The organism is Methanoculleus caldifontis (genome assembly GCF_032842345.1).
In the GTDB taxonomy this organism is placed as follows: Archaea; Halobacteriota; Methanomicrobia; order Methanomicrobiales; family Methanoculleaceae; genus Methanoculleus; species Methanoculleus caldifontis.
Genome location: NZ_WBKO01000001.1, coordinates 1,309,959 through 1,329,285 on the forward strand (window position 1 = coordinate 1,309,959; position 19,327 = coordinate 1,329,285).

Genomic DNA, 19,327 nt, shown 5'->3' on the forward strand with positions numbered 1-19,327 from the left:
GTCATCGGCAAAAAATTAAGTTGTCTCGCGGCCAACGGGTGCTCCAGCACGCCTGCGACACCTGCGGGTCTTGTCGGGTGCCGGAGTATTTATATTATTAATCATTAAGATTTAAAGGGGGTTTTTGTTTGAGAGAGTTACGCATTCATGGCCGGGGTGGCCAGGGCTCCGTGACCGCCGCCGAACTCATTGCTTTCGCGGCGTTTGAGGGCGGCGTGTATGCCCAGGCATTTCCGGCCTTCGGCGTGGAGCGCCGGGGTGCCCCGGTTCAGGCGTTTGTCCGCTTCAGCGATGCCAGAATCCGGCTGCGCAGCCAGGTCTACGAACCCGACTACATCATCGTCCAAGATCCCACCCTGATCAGGGATGTGGACGTCTTCATGGGCATGAAGTCGGGCGGTATCGCCATCGTCAACACCGAAAAACCCGATTTCGACGCCCGGGTCCCGGAGGGCGTGAAGGTCTACACCATCGATGCAACGACCATCGCGCTCGAAGAACTCGGTGTACCCATCACCAATACCACCCTGATGGGCGCTTTCGCCGCAGCAACCGGCGAGATCAAGCTCGAGTCGCTCGAACATGCACTGCGGAACCGGTTCTCCGGGAGCATGGCCGATAAGAACGTCCGGGCGGCACAGCGCGCATACAATCAGGTCGGGGGTGCTCTTTAATGGCATTGCGAGTCGGCTGCGCTGCGGCACCTGGCAGGGCGCTTGACAATAAGACCGGCGCCTGGCGGGTCTTCAAACCGGGATTCGAGCCCGAGAAGTGTACGAAGTGCGGCATGTGCGCTCTGGTCTGCCCGGAGGGGTGCGTCCGCGAGACGGAGGAGGGCACGTTCGAGCCCGACCTCGACTACTGCAAGGGTTGCGGCATCTGCGCGGAGGTCTGCCCGAAGAAAGGCATCACGATGGAGAAGGAGGAGAAATAATGCTGGAATTTATGGAAGGGTCGCATGCGGTTGCCGAGATAGTGAAGCGCTGCCGCCCGCAGGTCATCGCGGCCTATCCGATCACGCCGCAGACGCATATCGTCGAGGACCTCGCCCAGATGGTGGCGAACTGTGAGATCGATGCCGAGTACATCACGGTCGAGAGCGAGTTCTCCGCCCTCTCCGCCTGCCTCGGCGCGAGTGCCGCGGGCTCCCGGGTCTACTCGGCGACGACCTCCCAGGGGCTTGCCCTGATGTTCGAGGTCTGCTTCAACGCGGCGGGGATGCGCCAGCCGATCGTGATGACGATCGCGAACCGCTCTCTCGGCGCGCCGCTCTCGATCTGGAACGACCAGCAGGACTCGATATCTCTGCGCGACTCCGGGTGGCTGCAGCTCTACGCTGAGGACAATCAGGAGACCGCCGATCTGCACATGATCGCCTACAAGGTCTGCGAGGACCACGATATCCTTCTCCCGGCGTTCGTCTGCTTCGACGGGTTCATCCTCACGCACACCTACGAGCCGGTCGCCCTCCCCTCCCAGGAGGAGGCGGATGCCTACCTGCCTGCCTTCAACCCGTACCAGCGGCTGGATGCCGCAAAACCCCTGAGCATGGGGATGTACGCGACGCCCGAGTACTACATGGAGTTCCGCTACGAGATCGACCAGGCCATGCACCGCGCCAAACAGGCGCTCGTCAAGGCCGGGCGCGAGTTCGGCGAGCAGTTCGGCAGGGACTACTCCGGTCTCGTCGAGGGCTACCGCCTCGATGACGCCGATGTCGCGCTCGTCGCCATGGGTTCCATCTGCGGCACCGTCAAAGATGCCATCGATGAGATGCGCGAGGCCGGCCGGAAGGTGGGGCTCCTCAAGATCCGGACCTACCGGCCGTTCCCGGCCTCCGAGATCGCGGACGCGTTGAAGAACGTCTCGACGGTGGCCGTGCTCGACAAGAACATCTCGCTCGGCAACGGCGGGGCCGTCGGGACCGAGGTGAAATCCGCGCTTTACGGCTCCGGCATATCGGTATACGACTACATCATCGCCCTCGGCGGGCGCGACGTCCGGAAGCGGGATATCGCTGCGGTCGTCGATCTTGCCGAGAAAGGAAAAGGGGATATGTTCTATGGGTTACGGACGGAGGTGCTCTGAATGGCTGAAGTAGAAGGAGGATGCGAGCTCTTCTCGGCCGGACACCGGGCGTGCGGAGGGTGCGGGCCGGCGCTTGCGGCCCGGCTTCTCCTCAAGGCGACCGGAAAGAACACGATCCTGGTCGCCTCGACGGGGTGCATGGAGGTCTTCTCCACGCCTTACCCCGAGACCGCGTGGGGGGTCCCCTGGATCCACTCGCTCTTCGAGAACGCTGCGGCGGTTGCCTCGGGCATCGAGGCGTCGTTGAAGAGGCAGGGGCGCAGCGAGAAGGTCGTCTGCGTCTGCGGCGACGGGGCCACGTTCGACATCGGGGTGCTCTGCATCAGCGGCGCCTTCGAGCGGGGCCACGACATCACCTACATCTGCTACGACAACGAGGCCTACATGAACACGGGCATCCAGCGGTCGGGCGCGACGCCCTACGGCGCGAGCACCACGACGAGCCCGGCAGGGTCGTGCTCGCTCGGTAACACGCTCAGGAAGAAGGATATGCCCGCGATCCTCGCCGCCCACGGCTCACCCTACGTCGCGACCGCCTCGATCGCCTACCCGAACGACTTCGTCCAGAAGGTCGAGCGGGCGATCAACACCCCCGGCCCCTGCTACATCCAGGTGCACGCGCCCTGCTGCACGGGGTGGGGCTTTGAGGCCGGCGAGACGCTTGCCATGGGCAAGCTCGCCATCGAGACCGGTCTCTGGGTGAACTACGAGATGGTCGACGGCGTGGTGGAGAAGGCAAAGAAGGTGAAGCGCAAGCCCGTCGAGGAGTACCTCTCGAAGCAGAAGCGCTTCCGGCACCTCTTCAAACCCCGGCGGGACGACGAGATCGCGAAGATCCAGGCGATCGCCGATGCGAATGCCGAGCGGTTCGGCATCGACATCAAGGCAAAAGAATCGTCTGAATAAAGTACAGCCCGAAGACGATCATGGCGAGTCCGCTCGCCTGCACCACTTTTTTGTAATGGGAGCCGAGGATGTTTGCTCCCCGTGAGGCGGCAAGGGCGAGAAGGCCGAGCCAGACGATATCCGCACCGATGTGCCCGATAAAGAATGCCCCGAACGACGGGTGAAGCGCGAGGAATCCGACCCCGAACGTGAGCCACCATACCCACCAGTAGGGGTTGCCGAGGGTGCAGGCCACCCCCAGCGCGACCGGCGCCGTGGCCTCTCTGCTCACGGTGACGGTCTCTCCCGCGCGGAAGAACTGCATGGCGCCGAGCGCGACGAGGACACCCGAGCCGATGAGGGCGACGAGATCGATGTACGGGACGTCGCGCACCCCATACGCTATGGCCGCGACCATGGCGATCTCGGGGATGCCGTGCCCGGCGACCAGTCCTGCAACGAACGGCACCGGCCGCCGCGAGCCGAGGCCGAGGACCGAGGCGGTCATGGGGCCGGGCGATGCGGCCCCCGAGAGCCCGATAAGGAACGATGCAACGACGATCTCGATCATCCCTCCCCCCTCCGCCGCGAGAAGGCGAAGGGGAGGAGGACGACGATCGCGATCGCGAGCCAGATGGTGCCGAACGCGCCGAGCAGGAGCTCCCGGTCGGGAGAGTAGAAGCGGACCTCCGCGACGGTGATCCGGTCCCAGGCGACCTCGGTGGTTCCGTTCTCTCCGGGAGAGATGGTCCCGCCGGGGCTGATCATGCCGATGAGCGGGTTCCTGACGTCGAACCCCTCGGGGATCGAGACCGTTACGGCATACTGCTCATCGAAGGCCGCCACAAGGTGGTTATTCCGTATGGGGGCCTGGTAGGTGATCGTGTAGTTGCCCTCCGGGAAGGTGATGACCCCGCGGCCCGCCTCCTGGTGCTCGACCGGGCCCGAGGGGCCGAGCACCTCGACCTTCTCGACCTGGAGCGGGACCCGTTCCCCCATCAGGCCCGGGGTCCAGAGGGTATGCTCGCCCCCGTCGACCTGGACCGAGGCCTCGTAGGTGGTGCCGCCGGGAAGCACCCGGAAGACGGCTTCCTGTGCCGCCGCCGGGGCGCAGATCAGTATCAGCGCGAGGCAGAGAGCAGCGAGTGCAGGTCCGCGTCGATCTCGATGGGGGGCTCGCATTGTCGTACCACTGTTTCTGGATCTTTTAAGAGGTGACCGGTCACCACGCAGACTATCCGCTCGTCCCTGTCGATCAGGCCGAGTTCGGCAAGTTTCCGTATTCCGGCGACCGAGGCCGCGGAGGCGGGTTCGACACCGATCCCCTCCTTTCTCGCAAGGTCGCGCTGCATGGCAAGGATCTCCTCGTCGGTCACGGAGGCCGCCGTCCCGCCGGTCGCGCGGATGGCGACGAGCGCCTTCTCCGCGTTCACCGGGGCGCCGATCCGGATCGCCGTCGCAACGGTCTCGGGCGCGGACTCCGGCACCAGCACATCGAGGTTCTGCTCGATCGCCTTCACCACGGGCTGCGAACCCGCCGCCTGGATGCCGGTCATCATCGGCAGCCGGTCGATGAAGCCGAGCGCCTCGAGTTCGCGGAGACCTTTGTAGACCGCGGAGATGTTGCCCGCGTTCCCGACGGGAAGGACCATCCTGTCGGGGACCTCGCCGCCGAGCTGGTCGATCGCCTCAAACCCGATCGTCTTCTGCCCCTCCAGGCGGTAGGGGTTGACCGAGTTCAGGAGGTAGAGGCCCTGGCTGATGCAGAGTTCGTGCACCATCTCGAGCGCCTTATCGAAGTTGCCGCGGATGGAGATGACCCGGGCGCCGTGCATGAGCGCCTGGGCGACTTTGCCGATGGCGACCTTCCCCGCAGGCAGGAGTACGATGCAGGGGATGCTGGCCTTCGCGGCGTAGGCGGCGAGGCTTGCGGAGGTGTTGCCGGTGCTCGCGCAGGCGACGCTCGTCATCCCGAGTTCCCTGGCCATGCTGACGCCCACGGTCATGCCGCGGTCCTTGAACGAGCCGGTCGGGTTCATCCCCTCGTGCTTGGCGTAGAGTTCGGGGATGCCCAATTCCTTGCCTATGTTCTTCAAGTGGTAGAGCGGGGTGCCTCCTTCCTGGAGAGAGACCGGTTCGCCCCTGACCGGGAGGAGCTCGCGGTAGCGCCAGACCGAGAGGCGGCGCCGGTTCCATTCGTCCCGGGAGACATCGATGCCGTCAAGGTCGTATTCGACGGTCAGCAGGTGTCCGCAGCGGCTGCAGGTATAGATGATCTGGTCCGGTGTGTAGGTTGCACCACAGTGAACACAGACGAGACGGTACATGGAAAAGCGTTGATCGCCCGGATACGTATAGATATGGTATCCGGGTCCGGGGGCGGGCGGAGCCGACCCGCTCACCTGCGCCGCTCGCCCCGGACGCGGCAGACGAGCATGAAGACGATCCAGAGGACGAGGGTGCCGCCGAGTGCAAGAAGCCTGAGGTCTTCTGAGGGCACGGTGGTCACGAAGGTTGCGGCGAGCATCCCGGCCGCGGCGAGGACGAGCACGATGGCGAAGGCCGTCGGACGCACATCGGCGTCTTCCAGTGCCCGGACGCGGCCCGCCACCCTGCCGCGGAAGAAGGGGTAGAGCCACGCGACGCCGGCAGGGGTGCAGGTGTCCTCCATGAGGTGAAGGACGCACCCGGCAAAGAACGCGCACCCGAATGCCGGGAGGAGCGCGAGGGGCCAGTTGAGCCCGGCGAGGATGAGCCCGAGGTAGCCGGAGAGGATCACGGAGGTCAGGGCGACGCCCGCGAGCGAGTGGAGGAGGCCCCGGTGCCGGTGCCGGTAGCTCTTCCGGAGGAGGAGCGAGAAGACCAGGGAGAGCGGGTAGTAGATGAGGTACCTGATGGTATACCCGAAGACCGGGAGCACCACCGCAAAACCGTTCAAGACCTGCCCTTTCTTCCCCTTAACCCCGCCGATCCGGCCGTTGAAGATCGCCGCGTCGACGGCGTCCGCATCCGGCGCAAGCGACCCGACGAAGACGCCGAAGAGGAGGACGGCGATCAGCGCGGGGTCGAGGACAGAAACCCAGGGAGCGATGAGAAGCCCTGCTGTCGCGAGACTGAGCGATACGTGCTGGTCACCCCGCATGGAATATCTCTACAGTTTTGAGAGTAATCTGTGATAAAGGTCGCTTCTGCGGTCTGAAAGTGTCGGGAGCCGTATTCGGGCCTCTCGAACCGTCGCTGGATCGATATCGACGGTCAGGAGCTCGCTCCCGGTCCCCCCCCGGGCGATGACGGAACCGTCCGGGTCGGCGGCGAGGGACCCCCCGCAGCAGGCCCCTCCCGGCCTCGCGGCAGTGTTGATCCCGGCGACGTAATAGCGGTTATCGAGAGCCCGTGCCGGGATCAGGGTCTCCCAGTGGCGGAGCCGGCAGCACGGCCACGCGGCCGGTACGATCATGCACTCCACGCCGGCGAGCGCGTAGACCCGGAAGAGTTCGGGGAACCGGAGGTCGTAACAGACGGCAAGCCCAAACGTCGCCCCGCCGACGGTGAAGGTGGCAGGCCGGTCGCCTGCCGCGTAGTTGCGGTCCTCGCCGTCGGGAGAGAAGAGGTGAATCTTCGCGTAGGCGGCAAGGAGTTCGCCGTCTCCGCCGAAGACCACGGCGGTGTTTCGCGGCCGCTCCCCTCCTTCCTCGACGATCGATCCCGCGACCGCGATCCCGGACTCCTGTGCCATCCGGCTGAACGCGGTGGCGGTCGGGCCGTCCAGGGGTTCCGCCGAACCGGGTCCGACCGCCGGGGACCACCCTGTCACGAACTGTTCGGGAAAACAGACGAGCGCCGCCCCGGCTGCCGCGGCCTCCCCGGCCATCCGGCCGGCCGCATCGAGCATCCGGGCGGGGCTCGCGCTCCCGCCGGCAACCTGGGCGAGCGCTACCCTCGTCATCGCCGGGACGGGTCCGCCGCCCCGGTACCCTTGCTCGAGAGGACGAGCATCGCGGCGCCGAGGACGACGAGGGCCGCGAGCAGCACCATGACGTACGGTGCGAACGGGATCTCGACCGCGAACATCAGGGCTCCGGTGAGGATCCCGCCGGCGATGATGCAGGTGCTGAGCAGGATCGCCCCGGTCAACGTAAGATCGAGTCTCATATGAGGCCTCCGGTAGTAAGTATGGGGAACGCGGTCCTGAGCCCTATGATGATGAACTGGACCGCGATCGCGATGAGGAGCATGCCCATCAGCCGGTTGACCGCACGGTACTCCCGCTGGCCGATGCGCTGGACGATGTCGTCGGAACGCTGCATCATGGCATAACTGAGCCCGATGGCCGTGACGGCGGCGAGCACCACGATGGCGATTGCGGCGGCTCCCATATCGATCGCCTCGTTCATCAGCACGATCGCGGAGGTGATGGCGCCCGGTCCCGTGATCATCGGTATCGCCAGCGGCATGACGGCGATATCGTCCGCGTCCTGCCCCTCGTACTTCTCGGTTGCGGTCATCTTCGTCCGCGAGGTCTTCGCATAGACCATGTCCATACCGATCCCGAAGAGGAGGAGGCCGCCTGCGATCCGGAACGCCTCGATGGAGATACCGAAGAGTTGCAGGATCCAGCCGCCCGCGACGGTGAAGAGGAGCAGGATCAGGAGGGCGAACCGGCTTGCGTCACCCGCGACCTTGAGTTTTGCTTCCCGGTCCATCGTGCCCGTGAGGGAGACGAAGATCAGGGTGGCCGCGAGCGGGTTCACTACGATGATGATCGAAGAGAAACTCAGCAGCGCGAAACTCAGGAGATCCGCCATTCGTGATCAGATATGCGGCAGGTTCGATATTAGCACTTGTGGTTTGGCCGGCGGGTGGACGGTTCGTTTCTCCAGAAATGCCCGGCAGTGCGGATTTTTTCCGTCGCGAGGTCGCAGTGATACGGGGTCAGTGCTCCTGGTGCTCTGTTGGGAGCGGAGACCCGTCGCTCTCGAAGCCGGACGGCTTCTCATGCTCCGCTCCTGCGGGGCGTCACACTTCGGGCGAAACCTTCTACCCGTCAGTTCACGCGAAGTTAGGCAAGTGGGCGTACAACTCTCCGCACCTGACGGCGCTCATGCTCCGGGCGTCCCGTCCATCGCATCTCGCACCTGACGGCGCTCATGCTTCGCTTGCGCTTGCACTTCGCGTTCTTCGCGGCTTCACGTGAGGTAATTGGTGCAGATAGCGATAGGGCCTCACGCGAAGCCGTGAAGCCGCGAAAAACTCCGGGCGTCCCGTCCATCGCACCTTGCACCTGGCGGCACTCATGCTCCGCTTGCGCTCGGACTTCGCGTCGGACCAGCCTATGTTCCCGGATTGAAACTGCCATGTCGTCAAACCGGGGGTACGTCTCGCGGTAAATAAACCACGATTCTCCAGCAGTAGCGTCCGGCCATCGCCGGGCACCGCTATCCGGTCAAAAACTCAAGAAAAAAGTGTATGCGGTTTTTCCGCCGGTCTTCACTCGTAGAGGACGGGCTCGTCGATCCGCGAGTAATCGACCAGTTCCCCGACCCCGAAGTGGATGCCGAGTTCGCGGGCGGCGCTCTCGGGAGAGTCGGACGCGTGGATCACGTTCCGCCCGATGTCGAGAGCGAAGTCGCCGCGGATCGAGCCCGGTGCGGCCTCGGCAGGGTTGGTGGCGCCGATCATCCTGCGGACGACCGCGACGGCACCCTTACCCTCCCAGGCCATCAGGAAGCAGGGCCCGCTCATGATGTATGTCTTGAGGCCCGGGAAGAAGGGCCTCTCCAGGTGTTCCCGGTACTGCTCGACGACCCGCTCCTCGGGGAGGCGCTCTAACTTCGCTCCCGCGAGCTTGAGTCCCTTCGCCTCGAACCGGGAGACGATCTCCCCGACGAGTCCGCGCTGGACGCCGTCGGGCTTGACCATCACGAAGGTGCGGTCCATACCGATCACTTCTTACCGCGGGCCTTACGTCCGGCTGCGGTCCACTCGACGCGGCGCGGCACCCGGCCGAGCCGGTAGTTGTTCTGGCACTTGGTGCTGCAGAAGTAGAAGACGGTCCCGTCCCGGCGGACAAACATCTTGCCGGTGCCGGGCTCGAGAGGCTCGCCACAGAAACTGCAGATGTAGTTGTCGACCATTTTTACCGCCTCGAGAGTTTCTTCGCTTCACGCTCGGTCTCAAGCAGCGAGAGGATGTCACCCTCCCTGATGGGACCCACCGTGTTGCGGGTGATGATCCGCCCCTTGTTCGGGCCATCGAGGATCCGGCACTTGACCTGCTGGGCTTCCCCATGCATGCCGGTCATGCCGATGATCTCGATGACTTCTGCGGGCGTTCCGTCGTTTGCCATGATTTACCCCTCACGCTCTCAGTGCTGCGATCTGCTTTGCAATCTCGTCGACGAGGTCCTTCGCCTTGCCGGACTTGACGATGGCGGCGGCTGCCGAGCCGACCTCGAGGCCGCTCGCAGAGCCGATATCGTTCTGCTTGCTGATGTAGACGAACGGGATCTGCTTCTCGTCGCAGAGCAGCGGCAGGTGCATCACGATCTCTTCAGGCTCAACGTCCGAACCGATGAGAACCAGCTGGGCGATGTTCCGCTCGACTGCTTTCGTTGCCTCGTTGGACCCCTTCTTCACCTTACCGGTGTCTCTTGCGATCTCAAGAGCTTCAAGGGCCTTATTCTGGATCTCTTCCGGAATCTCGAATTTTACATATGCCTTTGCCATAACTCACCTCTTTCGGGGGCAGCCCTCTGCTGCACCGTCATCATTCATCAGTAGCGTAGCTGATCGAATGTGCTCTATTAGGTCAATAAGAAGGGAGATAAAGGTTTGTCATTCGACCCTGCAGAAGAGGGTGCGATCCGGTCAATTCAGTGGCCGCCCGCACGAGCGTGGCAGCCTGCAAAGTTATTCCGGGATCCGGTAGATCTGGACGCCGTCCGCGTCGTAGATGAGTTCGAGCGCTTCCGTCGGGAGCGAGACCCGGTAGCGATCGCGCTCGCTCTCGCCCACGTACAGCAGGGTGGCGTTGTACGCCCGCGCAAGGTCCAGGGTTCTCGACGGTTGTTCGTAGATCGTCCGGACATCGGCGCTCCGCTGGCCTACCCGCCCCTCGTCTCCCCGCCACATATGCTCGTGGAACGGCATCCCGATGATCGCAGGGATTCCCGTGAACGACGAGATCCGGGAGTAGTAGGTGTAATCCCCGCCCTCCGCCTCGACGAGGATGTGGTCGCCGGGAAGGTCCCTGAGGAACGCGATCGCCGCCGCGTCTCCCGGGTGCGCTCCTTCGAGATATGCCGAGCCGTCGAGGGTACGGCTCCCGTAGCCGAAATCGATGTTGATCGCAAAGGGCGCGGCGAGGAGGAGAAGCACCGCGAGGGCCGGCAGCATCCTCTCCGTCCCGGCAGGCATGCGCCGGCCGCCCCCGGCGCCCCGGAGCCACTCCCCGATGACGGCAAGGCTCGCCGTCCCGAGGAGGAACCAGGCGGGAAGGTAGAACTTGAAGATCGTGTTCATCCGGTAGTATACCTCCCCCATGTTGTCCACGAGGTAGACGAGCTCGGTCGCAAGGATGATCGAAAGACCGAGGACGGCGAGCGTGTCGGTGGCTGCGAACCGGCGGCGGGCGAGGAGGTAGACCAGCGGGACGGCGGCGAGTGCTGCCGCCGGGTAGCCGGCGAGGACGAACGGCACGGCGACGGCAAGGAGGTAGGGGCGTTCCCTGATATCGGGGGCGCAGGAGGCGACGAGGATCGCGAGGAAGAACCCGTGGACCAGCAGGAACTCTACCGGTGCGGAGGGCGCCGGGACAAGCCCGATCCCCCCGATGCCGGGGCTGTTCAGCTGCAGGTAGAACGGGAGATAGGCCGCTATCGCGAGCGGCGGCACCGCCGCAAGCACCATCCACGACCGCTCTCCATCGAACGCGAAGTTGCCGTAGCGCCGCCATACGAGGAGGCCGAAGACGAGCGTGACCGGCGCGTAGACGAGCACGTCCCAGGAGTTGAACCCGGGCATCGAGCCGAGGCTGACGGCGGCAAGTCCGCAGAGGAGCGCCCTTCCCCGCATGGAGAGGGTCCCCCATCGCATATAGGCAAAGACCAGGAGGAAGATCAGGAACCCCTGGTTGAAGAAACTCATGACGTGCGGGTGGACGTCGCCCCAGAGCATCGAGAAGATGGGATACTCGTTGATGGTGTTCTCTATCGTCCGGGTGCTTCCCCAGAGGACGTCGAACCATGAGTCGCCGATGACGATGTGGTAGATCGCGGATGGGTTCGGGATGAAGAGCGCGAGCACCGGGAGCCACCGGTGGCGGTCGAGGAGGAGATGGCCGAGAGCGTAGAGCGCGACGACCGAGAGGCCGAGCACCGTCGGGAGGGCGAGGTTGAAGGTGACCGTCGACGGCACGCCGGCGACGAGGCCGAGCGCCCCGTTCATCCAGTAGCCGAGGTAGTAGTAGACGTCGAGCGTCCCCCCCGCGTACCAGGGGTCGAGGGGCGGGACGGTCGGCTGCCGCATGATCGAGGCGAGGATGGCGTGATCCATGAACTTCTCGGCATAGGAGATGGTCGGATTGATCCAGCGCACCTCGAGCATGAAGAGGAAGGGGGCCAGGAAAGCAAGGTCCCAGGTGAGGGCTCCTCGCAGGCGCTCCTTCGTGTAGAACCGCCGCACCCCGGCGAGGGCGGCTGCGCCCGCAAAGGGCAGGAAGGCGAGCCAGACCGGGAGGCCGAAAAGACCGCAGTACCAGGCACCGAGCGTGAAGAGGAGGGCCGATGCCGGGTACGCGGCTGCTGCTGCAAGGCTGCCGAAGGTGCGGTCGAGGGCCGGCCAGGCGCCGAGGTGGAGCACCTTGATGACGGCAAGCCAGAGCAGTACGGGAAGGATGAATTCACCCGTCAATACGCTCCTCCTTCTCGATCTCGCGGTTGAATACCCGCTTTAAGAGGTCCGCGGACCAGTCGCCGAAGTAGTAGATCGACCCGACGCCCCCGACGAGCGTGACCAGGTTCTTGATGAGGTGGTCGACGACCGCGATCAGCGTCGCGGTGGCCGCCGGCATTCCCGCGAGGCCCAGGGTCAGCGCGAGCGCGAGTTCATAGGTCCCGACGCCTCCCGGCGTGATCGGGACCGCCTTGACCAGGTTGCCGATGACGATCGCGAGCACGACGACGGCGAACGCGACCGTCTCCTGGAACATCAGGACGACCGCGTAGCAGACCAGCACGTCGACGAGCCATATGAGGAGCGAGGACCCGCTGAGCATGGCGAGCGCCCGGGGGTGGAGGGAGGCCCGCTTCACCTCGTCGAGCATCCCCTGGACGGCGACCACGATGCGGTTCCCCGACTTCATCCTGCCCGACCAGAGGAGCACCACGAAGAAGACGCCGCCTGCGGCGAAGGGGACGATGATGGCCGTGATGAACCAGTCGGGGACGTTTAAGACCGCGAGGACGAACGGAAGGGCTATAGCGCCGAGCACCGCGATCATCAGGATATCGAAGACGCGCTCGACGATGAGGGACGAGAACCCCTGCGAGTAGGTGGCGTCGTCCTCGTGCTTGAGGATGAGCATCCGCACGAAGTCGCCGAGACGTGCGGGGACGATGAGGTTCGCCGTCTGGGAGATGAAGATGCAGGCGGTCGAGAACGTGAGGGTCTTACGGATATCCAGTCCTCGCAGGATGAACTGATACCGGTATCCGCGGAGGACCCACGCGAGGATGCAGATCCCGACGCCGGCAAAGAGGTAGGGCACCACGGCGTGCTCGAGCGTCAGCAGGAGGTCGTCCCAGACGCGGTAGAGCATGTAAGCGAGGATCCCGACCGCGATCAGGGTGGGGATGACGATGGCACTAACCTTTTTCCACATGGAGGCGCCACCAGAGGCGAAGAATCGCCGATCCCATCTCGACGACGTCTTTTCTACGCACGGTCGTTCCTTCTCCCTGCTGCCATCGCACCGGGAACTCCCGTACCCGGTAGCCGCTCTTCTGCGCCCGCACGAGCACCTCGGTGTCCCAGAACCAGTGGTCCGCTGTCACCGACGGGATCATGGAGAGAAGGCGGTCCCGCCGGAACGCTTTGAACCCGCACTGGTGGTCGTAGAGGCTGCTCCCGAGGATCGTCCGGACAAGCATGTTGTAGCCCCGGCTTGCGATCTCCCGTCCGCCGCTCCGGACGATCTTACTCTCGGGGAGGAGGCGGGAGCCTGTCGCAATATCGTAGCCCTCGCGGACGGCGTCGACAAGTTCGGCGAGGTGCTCCATATCGGTGGCAAGGTCGACGTCGTAGTAGCAGACGATCGATCCCCGGGCTCCGGCGAGAGCGCGGTTGAGCGCCCGGCCCCTGCCGAGCCGCTCGTCGGCATGAAACAGGCGAACCCGGGGGTCTTTCGCCTCGTAGTCCCTGACGAACTCCATGCTCCCGTCGGTGCTCCCGTCCTCGGCGACGATCAGCTCAAAACCTCCCGGCGCGATCGCCTCGAGCGTCTCAAGCGACCGCGGTATAGCGGCCCTGAGCGCCGCAAGGTCGTTGTAGACCGGCAGGACGGCGCTTACCTCGACTTCACGCATCCGGGTACCTCGCAAGAACCCGTTCTGCCACTTCCTGCCCGGCGACGACCGAACCGTTCATGCTCCGTTCCGGGTAGTTCGGAGGGCTGAACATCCCGGCGAGGAAGAGCCCGTGCTTCTCGTAGGGAGGCAGGCGGTCGCGGAGGCCGGTCGTGTAGACCGGGCCTGCGTACGGGTCGACGGCGAGCCGGTGCCAGTGAACCTCGCGTTCGCTGACGGAGAACCGCCGGCAGAAGTCCGCGAGCATCGACCGCTCAAACTTGTCGGGGAGCCGGCCGGAGAAGTAGGACGCGAGGTAGACGAGGTGCTCGCCGTACCACTCGAGCGGGGCGAAGTTGGTGTGCGAGACCACCGCGCCGTAGGGGGCCGGATCCTTCATGTTCAGCCAGTATATGCCGTCGGTCACGTCCCGGTCGAGCGCGAGCGTCATGCAGGCGGCGCCCTGGTAGGGGACCCGGGGGATATCGAGGCCGGCGAGATCCGCAGTCATCTGCGGGGGGAGCGTCGAGATGACGCAGTCGTAGGCCTCGCCGTTGACGAGCCAGCTCCCGCCCGCCCGCCGGATCTCCTCGACAGGGGAGTCGAGCATGATGGACCCACCCTGTCCCGCCACCTCCTCCTGGAGCCGGGCGATGAGGTGCTGGAACCCTCCCTTCAGGTAGCCCAGGCGCTCGCCCCCGGTGCCCCGGTTCGAGCGGATCGCGATGCGGGATATGAGCCAGGCGGCCGAGACCTCCTCGCGTCGGTCCCCGAACTTGCTCTTCAGGAGCGGTTCGAAGAACGAGGCATAGATGCCGGCACCGAGGTTGTCCAGGATGAACTCCTTCGCGGTGATCCCGTCGAGTGCGGAGACGTCGAACCGCCGGGATTGGAGAGTCAGGAGGCCGAGACGGGCCTTCTCGGCGATTGTGAGGTGGGGATAGCGCAGGATCTCAACCGGGGTGGTGAGTGGGTGGATGGCACCGTTGATATGGTAGCCGGTGGTGCCCTGGAGCCATTCCAGCCGGTCGGCCACCTGCAGCCTCTCGAAGAGGTCGAGCAGGGCGGTATCGCCGGCGAAGCAATGGTGGTAGTACTCCTCGATCCAGTAGTCACCGATCCGGTATGAGCCGAGGCAGCCGCCTGCGATGTGCCTCCGCTCGAGGAGATCGACCTGGTGTCTGCCGGCGAGCTCGAGAGCCGAGACCAGGCCGCATACTCCTCCCCCCACAATGCAGATCTTCATTGCTCACCACTATGTCTGGGAATTATAAGAACACTTTTGAGTAATAAAGTATACAACGTCTTTATACATAAACGTCGATATTATTGATTAGTCCAATATGAGGGTGTGAAGCTGGATGAGGGTCTTCTTCATAGGATTCGGACAGGCTGGGGGCAAAATTGTCGATATGTTCATCGAACAAGACAAACGAATGCAGACCCAGAATTTCAGAGGTATCGCAGTAAACACAGCACGAACGGACCTGATGGGGCTTAAAAACATCGAGCTCAAGGACCGGCTGCTGATCGGGCAGACCGTGGTCAAAGGCCACGGTGTCGGGACCGATAACGTGACCGGGGCACGGGTGACCGCCGACGAGATCGACGCCATCATCAACGCCATCGATTCGAGAGGCACCCATGACATCGACGCTTTCGTCATCATCGCCGGCCTCGGCGGTGGAACGGGTTCCGGTGGTTCGCCGGTTCTCGCCCGGCACTTGAAGCGCATCTACCGGGAACCGGTCTATGCCATCGGGATCCTGCCCGCTCCCGAGGAGGGTCGGCTCTACTCCTATAATGCGGCCCGCTCGCTGAGCACTCTGGTGAATGAGGCGGATAATACCTTCATCTTCGACAACAGTGCCTGGAAGAATGAGGGAGAAAGTGTCAAGGATGCCTATAACAGGTTGAACGACGAGATCGTCCGGCGGTTCGGTGTGCTCTTCCGCGCAGGCGAGGTCGGCAAGGCAGGCATCGGTGAGATGGTCGTCGACTCAAGCGAGGTCATCAATACCCTGCGCGGCGGCGGAATCAGCACCATCGGATACGCTATCAGCGAGAAGGTCAGCCCCCGCACGAAGCAGAACCAGGGGCTTCTCTCCGGCCTCCGGCGGAGAAAGGAGAAGACCGAGGAGGTGCTGACCGGAGAGGACAAGTCGGCGAAGATCATCGCTCTCGTCAGGCGCGCCATGCTCGGCCGCCTCACCCTGCCGTGCGACTACTCGACGGCGGAGCGGGGTCTCGTCCTTCTTGCCGGGCCGCCGGACGAGATGGACCGGAAGGGCGTCGAGAAGTCGAAGAGCTGGGTTGAGGAGAACATCGCCGGCGTCGAGGTGCGTGGCGGCGATTACCCGGTGCAGAGCGACTATGTCGCCGCAGTGGTGGTCCTTGCGACGATCGGGAACGCCCCCCGGATCACGGACCTTCTTGAGATTGCAAAAGCCACAAAGGAAGATGTCATTAAATCGAAGGAGAAGCGCTCGACCATGTTTGATGATGGGATCGAGCCGCTGTTTGAGTGAGGGGACGTTATGAAGGCAAGCATCAGCAGATTGGCCGTCCTGTTGCTGGCACTGGTCTGCATCGTGCAGGCGGCGTCGGCTGCGGCGGGCTTCGAGGTCAAGACCGAGACCATCAACCCTGCAAGCGGGAATCTCGAGCCCGGCCAGCAGGTGACTGTACGCTACGTGCTCACCTACGAACTGGCTACCATCAACAATGCCAACGACGAGACGTTTGAGTTCAGCACCGGGCTATCGAACCCGTCCTGGGACTTCACCATCTACCGTGACGGGGTAACCATTCCCATTCCCAAGAGAAGCGGATACTACCCCGTCCTGACGGAGTATGAGTTCAACTACGGCGATGCCGAAACTCAGCTGGATGTTCAGTTGCGCGGGACCGTGCCTTCGGGAGCGAGCAGTAAAATCGAGGTCGTCAAGATCCAGCAGAAGCAGGGCGACACCGTGAGGGACACCCACTCCGTGGTTCGCGATGTGGTGAGCAAGGCCCAGGTCGAGGGTTCGCTCTCCACCCAGCAGAATAACCTCAAGGCCCTGAAGGCCGACCTCGACGCCAAGGCCGCACAGGGCGTCGATACCGCTGCCGCACAGGCCAAGTACGAGGCTGCAAACCAGGCGCTTGTCAGCGCCGCATCTGCAAGCCCGTCCCAGGCGGCGAGTTACCTGACCACGGCCTCGAAGGCCATGGACGAGTCGAAGGTCCTCCTTGACAAGGCATGGACCCAGAAGGAGGTCGCAAACGCTGCAGAGAAGATCGAGTCTCTCGACGGCATGATCACCAACTTCGTGGAGAACCGTTCCATGGGCAGCGACCCGCAGGTGGTCGCTATCATGACCAAGCGGGAGAGCGCCGTCCAGTTCTACTCCCAGGCAAAGGATGCCCTGAACGCGAACAACAACTCGCTCGCGCGTTCGAAGGCAGCCGACGCCACCAATAAGGCGAACGAGGCTCTGACCGACGCGAACAGGCTCCAGGAGAAGATCAGCCAGGGATTCAGCCTGAGCGGCGACTTCCTCCTCTACATCGGTGTCGGGATCGTCCTTGTCCTTGTCATCGTGGGTGTCGTGATCTACCGGAGGAAGACCGGCTGGGACGAGCTCGGATAACCCCGGTAGTAGAAACCCTCTTCCACATCCGATTTTTTTATTTTTGCACCTTCCCGTTCCGGGTTTTCAGGACGACTCCCCGGGGAGGAGTTTTCGATCGTAAAGGGGCTAACCTCCATCTCTCTCCGGAGCGGATTGCCTCCGCGTCTCAACCCTGCGTGGCGCATCCGCGTGCCCTCTCAGCGAGTGCGGGTTCAAGCACCGCCCGGGTGCCGAGCCCGGTCTCTTCCACGGGCAGGGGCAGCCGGAGGATGAGGCGCGGACAGATCGGCACGAACGTCTATCCGATGAGATGAAAGTGGTGCAGAAGGGCCCGCGAAGGCGGGTGGCAGCATGGCCTCGCCGGGCGGTCGTGATGGTAGAAGCGATCTTACAGATCGACAGCATGACCTGTCGTGTCCGGCTAGAGAGGCAGCCCCGGATCCCGGTCAATGAGCCGGGAGTCTCCGGGGCTGCTGCCAGGGGAGTCTCAGGCGGTTGCCCCTGCGGGGACCCTCGAGAAGACGTCGATGTTCCTGCTTCCCGACTTCCCGTCCCGCAGGAAGTAGTACTCGAGCAGCCTGTCTTTGTTCTCTTCATACGAGAACCAGTAGTTCAGCCGGTAGGTCTCCTTCTCGTACCCTTCGAGAGCCGGGTAGGTGTTGCCGTCGTGGGTGATCACGAGGTCGTAGTTGCCCCCGTAGATCGTCTGCTCGCTCACTTTCTGGCCGAAATAGGATAGTTTCGAGGCTCCCTCCCCCCGGTAGTACCACGGCAGCGGCCAGTAGTTGTCGGTCGCGATCGCCACGCGGTCCGCGGCATCGATCATGGAAAAGACCTCCCGGAGGTCTTCGGAGTTCTGCACCTGCACGATGGGGCCGTTGATATCCGCCGGGGTGAACGCCACGTGGAACATCACCGCGACCAGGAAGATGCTTGCCGCGACGGCGATGACTGCCTTTCTCGTGGTCATCGCATAGACCGCAACGAAGATCATCGGCAGGAGCTGGTGGAGGATCAGCCACGGCACCTTCTCGCCGATGTAAGCGTAGGCTGCGATCGAGAGAAGCATCCAGAAGATGGCGAACCGTGTAAACTCCTTCTGCCGATCGATCGGCTGGATCTCCCCGCCACCCGAAAGGATCTCACGGAGCCGGTCCGTCCAGCCCTGTGGCTGGAGGGCGGGGGGAGGAGTCGCAACCTCAGGGATTCCCTCTTCCGCTTCCTCGGCCTCTCCTCCTTCTTTAAGGGTTCCTGCATGACGCATCTTCCGCTCTCTCCGGCGGGAGATACTACCCCGGATATCTATGAACTGCAACGCCCCAATAACTGCGAGGATCAGGATCGGCAACTCATAGAGGATGAAGAGCAGCATGTAGAAGTAGGGCGGCCCTCCGAGGCGCTGCATCTGGTGCATCGAGGTCCAATGCTCGATGGCCCGGAGCCACCACGTCGTGATCATCTCCGGGTGGGCGCCGAACGACGAGTAAAAGGTTGCCATGATCCCGAAGACTATGAGGGCGACGAGCGCGAGATCCCGGACCCAGTGTATCGGGAGCCGCACCTTCCTCGCCCAGACCAGGTAGAGAAGATATGCCCCGAAGATCAGGATGACGATCGGCATGTTCTCCATCGTGGAAATTCCGAGGCCGATCACCGTCCCGGCGATGAGTGCATACCTCATCTGGTGCCGCTCAAAGTAGTAAAGCAGGGCGACGAGGAGCACCATCGTGAAGAAGATGATGAATGGATCGTCCCGGAGGAACCGCGAGAAGTAGACCATGTTCGGCGATACGGCGATGAAGAGCGCCGCTACCAGGGTCTGCTTCTTATCGAGGTATCCGAGTTTGTAGATCGGGTAGAGCAGCGGAACGAGCAGAGTGCCGAGCAGCGCCGGGACAAGCCTCCCTACGAGATCTGAGTCGCCGAGGAGTGCAAACATCCCGGCCGTGACGTAGTAGCGCAACGGCCCGTGATACATGGGGTCGTAGATGTAGGTCCCTTCGGTCAGGAGCCGGTACGAGAACCACGCGTGAATGGCCTCGTCGTGGTGAAAGAGCTTTAAGTCGAGAGCGTAAAAACGGAGAGCAATTGTGGCCAGAAGTATGAGGAGGAAAAGCCCCTCGAATGAGAGCAGCTCACGGCCTCTTGCCGTGAACGTGGCGGCCTTCACGCCGCT

Annotated in this window: 22 protein-coding genes; 6 read left to right on the forward strand and 16 right to left on the reverse strand. The window is 63.5% G+C overall.

The features are described from left to right. The first annotated feature begins 128 nt into the window (after positions 1-128). From F8E02_RS06635 to F8E02_RS06650, 4 genes are read left to right on the forward strand one after another with little or no spacing between them, the layout of a single operon-like run. On the forward strand, positions 129-674 hold the full coding sequence (locus F8E02_RS06635; RefSeq protein ID WP_317064703.1) for a pyruvate ferredoxin oxidoreductase subunit gamma: 546 nt from the start codon (positions 129-131) through the stop codon (positions 672-674). Then, positions 674-934 carry a 4Fe-4S dicluster domain-containing protein gene (locus tag F8E02_RS06640; RefSeq protein WP_317064704.1) on the forward strand — a complete coding sequence of 87 codons (261 nt, stop codon included), beginning with the start codon at positions 674-676 and terminating at the stop codon, positions 932-934. Before F8E02_RS06635 ends, F8E02_RS06640 begins: the two co-directional genes overlap by 1 nt. Continuing rightward, entirely contained in the window at positions 934-2,088 is a 1,155-nt protein-coding gene (locus tag F8E02_RS06645) for a transketolase C-terminal domain-containing protein (RefSeq protein WP_317064705.1), read from the forward strand. Before F8E02_RS06640 ends, F8E02_RS06645 begins: the two co-directional genes overlap by 1 nt. Then, on the forward strand, positions 2,089-2,994 hold the full coding sequence (locus tag F8E02_RS06650; RefSeq protein WP_317064706.1) for a thiamine pyrophosphate-dependent enzyme: 906 nt from the start codon (positions 2,089-2,091) through the stop codon (positions 2,992-2,994). Here the strand turns inward: F8E02_RS06650 and F8E02_RS06655 are convergent. The 15 genes from F8E02_RS06655 to F8E02_RS06725 form a co-directional block, all read right to left on the reverse strand. Beyond that, positions 2,969-3,544, reverse strand: coding sequence for a LysE family translocator (locus tag F8E02_RS06655; protein ID WP_317064707.1), 576 nt, complete (start codon positions 3,542-3,544; stop codon positions 2,969-2,971). The genes F8E02_RS06650 and F8E02_RS06655 overlap by 26 nt on opposite strands. Then, positions 3,541-4,155, reverse strand: a complete 615-nt coding sequence (locus F8E02_RS06660) for a DUF5803 family protein (protein WP_317064708.1) — start codon at positions 4,153-4,155, stop codon at positions 3,541-3,543. Before F8E02_RS06660 ends, F8E02_RS06655 begins: the two co-directional genes overlap by 4 nt. Continuing rightward, on the reverse strand, positions 4,095-5,300 hold the full coding sequence (gene thrC / locus F8E02_RS06665) for a threonine synthase (protein WP_317064709.1): 1,206 nt from the start codon (positions 5,298-5,300) through the stop codon (positions 4,095-4,097). The genes F8E02_RS06660 and thrC overlap by 61 nt, the downstream gene beginning before the upstream one ends. A 71-nt stretch (positions 5,301-5,371) precedes the next feature. Further along, positions 5,372-6,115 carry a metal-dependent hydrolase gene (locus F8E02_RS06670; RefSeq protein ID WP_317064710.1) on the reverse strand — a complete coding sequence of 248 codons (744 nt, stop codon included), beginning with the start codon at positions 6,113-6,115 and terminating at the stop codon, positions 5,372-5,374. Positions 6,116-6,124: 9 nt separating this feature from the next. After that, on the reverse strand, positions 6,125-6,919 hold the full coding sequence (locus F8E02_RS06675) for a nitrilase-related carbon-nitrogen hydrolase (protein WP_317064711.1): 795 nt from the start codon (positions 6,917-6,919) through the stop codon (positions 6,125-6,127). Beyond that, complete coding sequence (locus F8E02_RS06680) at positions 6,916-7,125, reverse strand: hypothetical protein (protein WP_317064712.1); 210 nt, start codon at positions 7,123-7,125, stop codon at positions 6,916-6,918. Before F8E02_RS06680 ends, F8E02_RS06675 begins: the two co-directional genes overlap by 4 nt. Next, positions 7,122-7,778, reverse strand: a complete 657-nt coding sequence (locus F8E02_RS06685; RefSeq protein WP_317064713.1) for a MarC family protein — start codon at positions 7,776-7,778, stop codon at positions 7,122-7,124. Before F8E02_RS06685 ends, F8E02_RS06680 begins: the two co-directional genes overlap by 4 nt. Positions 7,779-8,460: 682 nt before the next feature. After that, the gene (gene ndk, locus F8E02_RS06690) at positions 8,461-8,910 is read right to left on the reverse strand and encodes a nucleoside-diphosphate kinase (protein WP_317064714.1); all 450 of its coding nucleotides are present in this window, start codon (positions 8,908-8,910) and stop codon (positions 8,461-8,463) included. 5 nt (positions 8,911-8,915) lie between these two features. Next, the gene (locus F8E02_RS06695; RefSeq protein ID WP_317064715.1) at positions 8,916-9,107 is read right to left on the reverse strand and encodes a 50S ribosomal protein L24e; all 192 of its coding nucleotides are present in this window, start codon (positions 9,105-9,107) and stop codon (positions 8,916-8,918) included. A 2-nt stretch (positions 9,108-9,109) separates the two neighbouring features. Continuing rightward, a complete protein-coding gene (locus F8E02_RS06700; protein ID WP_317064716.1) occupies positions 9,110-9,319 on the reverse strand; it encodes a 30S ribosomal protein S28e in 210 nt (69 codons plus the stop codon). Positions 9,320-9,329: 10 nt separating this feature from the next. Next, positions 9,330-9,698 (reverse strand): 50S ribosomal protein L7Ae, encoded by a 369-nt coding sequence (rpl7ae, locus tag F8E02_RS06705; protein ID WP_317064717.1) that lies wholly within the window; start codon positions 9,696-9,698, stop codon positions 9,330-9,332. Positions 9,699-9,881: 183 nt separating this feature from the next. Then, positions 9,882-11,882: a DUF2298 domain-containing protein gene (locus tag F8E02_RS06710; protein ID WP_317064718.1), complete on the reverse strand. Its 2,001-nt coding sequence runs from the start codon at positions 11,880-11,882 to the stop codon at positions 9,882-9,884. Continuing rightward, the gene (locus tag F8E02_RS06715; protein ID WP_317064719.1) at positions 11,872-12,852 is read right to left on the reverse strand and encodes a lysylphosphatidylglycerol synthase transmembrane domain-containing protein; all 981 of its coding nucleotides are present in this window, start codon (positions 12,850-12,852) and stop codon (positions 11,872-11,874) included. Before F8E02_RS06715 ends, F8E02_RS06710 begins: the two co-directional genes overlap by 11 nt. Beyond that, positions 12,836-13,555, reverse strand: a complete 720-nt coding sequence (locus tag F8E02_RS06720; protein WP_317064720.1) for a dolichyl-phosphate beta-glucosyltransferase — start codon at positions 13,553-13,555, stop codon at positions 12,836-12,838. Before F8E02_RS06720 ends, F8E02_RS06715 begins: the two co-directional genes overlap by 17 nt. Further along, on the reverse strand, positions 13,548-14,780 hold the full coding sequence (locus F8E02_RS06725) for an NAD(P)/FAD-dependent oxidoreductase (RefSeq protein ID WP_317064721.1): 1,233 nt from the start codon (positions 14,778-14,780) through the stop codon (positions 13,548-13,550). Before F8E02_RS06725 ends, F8E02_RS06720 begins: the two co-directional genes overlap by 8 nt. 115 nt (positions 14,781-14,895) lie before the next feature. Between F8E02_RS06725 and F8E02_RS06730 the strand changes: the two genes are divergently transcribed. Together F8E02_RS06730 and F8E02_RS06735 are read left to right on the forward strand one after the other, a co-directional pair. Continuing rightward, entirely contained in the window at positions 14,896-16,062 is a 1,167-nt protein-coding gene (locus F8E02_RS06730) for a tubulin/FtsZ family protein (protein WP_317064722.1), read from the forward strand. 9 nt (positions 16,063-16,071) lie between these two features. Continuing rightward, positions 16,072-17,169 (forward strand): hypothetical protein, encoded by a 1,098-nt coding sequence (locus F8E02_RS06735; protein WP_317064723.1) that lies wholly within the window; start codon positions 16,072-16,074, stop codon positions 17,167-17,169. 469 nt (positions 17,170-17,638) lie between these two features. Here the strand turns inward: F8E02_RS06735 and F8E02_RS06740 are convergent, their stop codons facing one another. Then, the gene (locus tag F8E02_RS06740) at positions 17,639-19,321 is read right to left on the reverse strand and encodes a flippase activity-associated protein Agl23 (protein ID WP_317064724.1); all 1,683 of its coding nucleotides are present in this window, start codon (positions 19,319-19,321) and stop codon (positions 17,639-17,641) included. Positions 19,322-19,327: the final 6 nt, after the last annotated feature.

Excerpts from the sequence above, each read along its gene's own strand:
- F8E02_RS06720 (WP_317064720.1), bottom strand. The coding sequence starts at position 13,555 with ATGCGTGAAGTCGAGGTAAGCGCCGTCCTGCCGGTCTACAACGACCTT.
- F8E02_RS06670 (WP_317064710.1), bottom strand. The coding sequence starts at position 6,115 with ATGCGGGGTGACCAGCACGTATCGCTCAGTCTCGCGACAGCAGGGCTT.
- F8E02_RS06655 (WP_317064707.1), bottom strand. The coding sequence starts at position 3,544 with ATGATCGAGATCGTCGTTGCATCGTTCCTTATCGGGCTCTCGGGGGCC.
- thrC (WP_317064709.1), bottom strand. The coding sequence starts at position 5,300 with ATGTACCGTCTCGTCTGTGTTCACTGTGGTGCAACCTACACACCGGAC.
- F8E02_RS06650 (WP_317064706.1), top strand. The coding sequence starts at position 2,089 with ATGGCTGAAGTAGAAGGAGGATGCGAGCTCTTCTCGGCCGGACACCGG.
- F8E02_RS06695 (WP_317064715.1), bottom strand. The coding sequence starts at position 9,107 with ATGGTCGACAACTACATCTGCAGTTTCTGTGGCGAGCCTCTCGAGCCC.
- ndk (WP_317064714.1), bottom strand. The coding sequence starts at position 8,910 with ATGGACCGCACCTTCGTGATGGTCAAGCCCGACGGCGTCCAGCGCGGA.
- F8E02_RS06645 (WP_317064705.1), top strand. The coding sequence starts at position 934 with ATGCTGGAATTTATGGAAGGGTCGCATGCGGTTGCCGAGATAGTGAAG.
- F8E02_RS06640 (WP_317064704.1), top strand. The coding sequence starts at position 674 with ATGGCATTGCGAGTCGGCTGCGCTGCGGCACCTGGCAGGGCGCTTGAC.
- F8E02_RS06685 (WP_317064713.1), bottom strand. The coding sequence starts at position 7,778 with ATGGCGGATCTCCTGAGTTTCGCGCTGCTGAGTTTCTCTTCGATCATC.
- F8E02_RS06715 (WP_317064719.1), bottom strand. The coding sequence starts at position 12,852 with ATGTGGAAAAAGGTTAGTGCCATCGTCATCCCCACCCTGATCGCGGTC.
- F8E02_RS06735 (WP_317064723.1), top strand. The coding sequence starts at position 16,072 with ATGAAGGCAAGCATCAGCAGATTGGCCGTCCTGTTGCTGGCACTGGTC.
- F8E02_RS06725 (WP_317064721.1), bottom strand. The coding sequence starts at position 14,780 with ATGAAGATCTGCATTGTGGGGGGAGGAGTATGCGGCCTGGTCTCGGCT.
- F8E02_RS06730 (WP_317064722.1), top strand. The coding sequence starts at position 14,896 with ATGAGGGTCTTCTTCATAGGATTCGGACAGGCTGGGGGCAAAATTGTC.
- rpl7ae (WP_317064717.1), bottom strand. The coding sequence starts at position 9,698 with ATGGCAAAGGCATATGTAAAATTCGAGATTCCGGAAGAGATCCAGAAT.
- F8E02_RS06700 (WP_317064716.1), bottom strand. The coding sequence starts at position 9,319 with ATGGCAAACGACGGAACGCCCGCAGAAGTCATCGAGATCATCGGCATG.
- F8E02_RS06675 (WP_317064711.1), bottom strand. The coding sequence starts at position 6,919 with ATGACGAGGGTAGCGCTCGCCCAGGTTGCCGGCGGGAGCGCGAGCCCC.
- F8E02_RS06660 (WP_317064708.1), bottom strand. The coding sequence starts at position 4,155 with ATGCGAGCCCCCCATCGAGATCGACGCGGACCTGCACTCGCTGCTCTC.
- F8E02_RS06680 (WP_317064712.1), bottom strand. The coding sequence starts at position 7,125 with ATGAGACTCGATCTTACGTTGACCGGGGCGATCCTGCTCAGCACCTGC.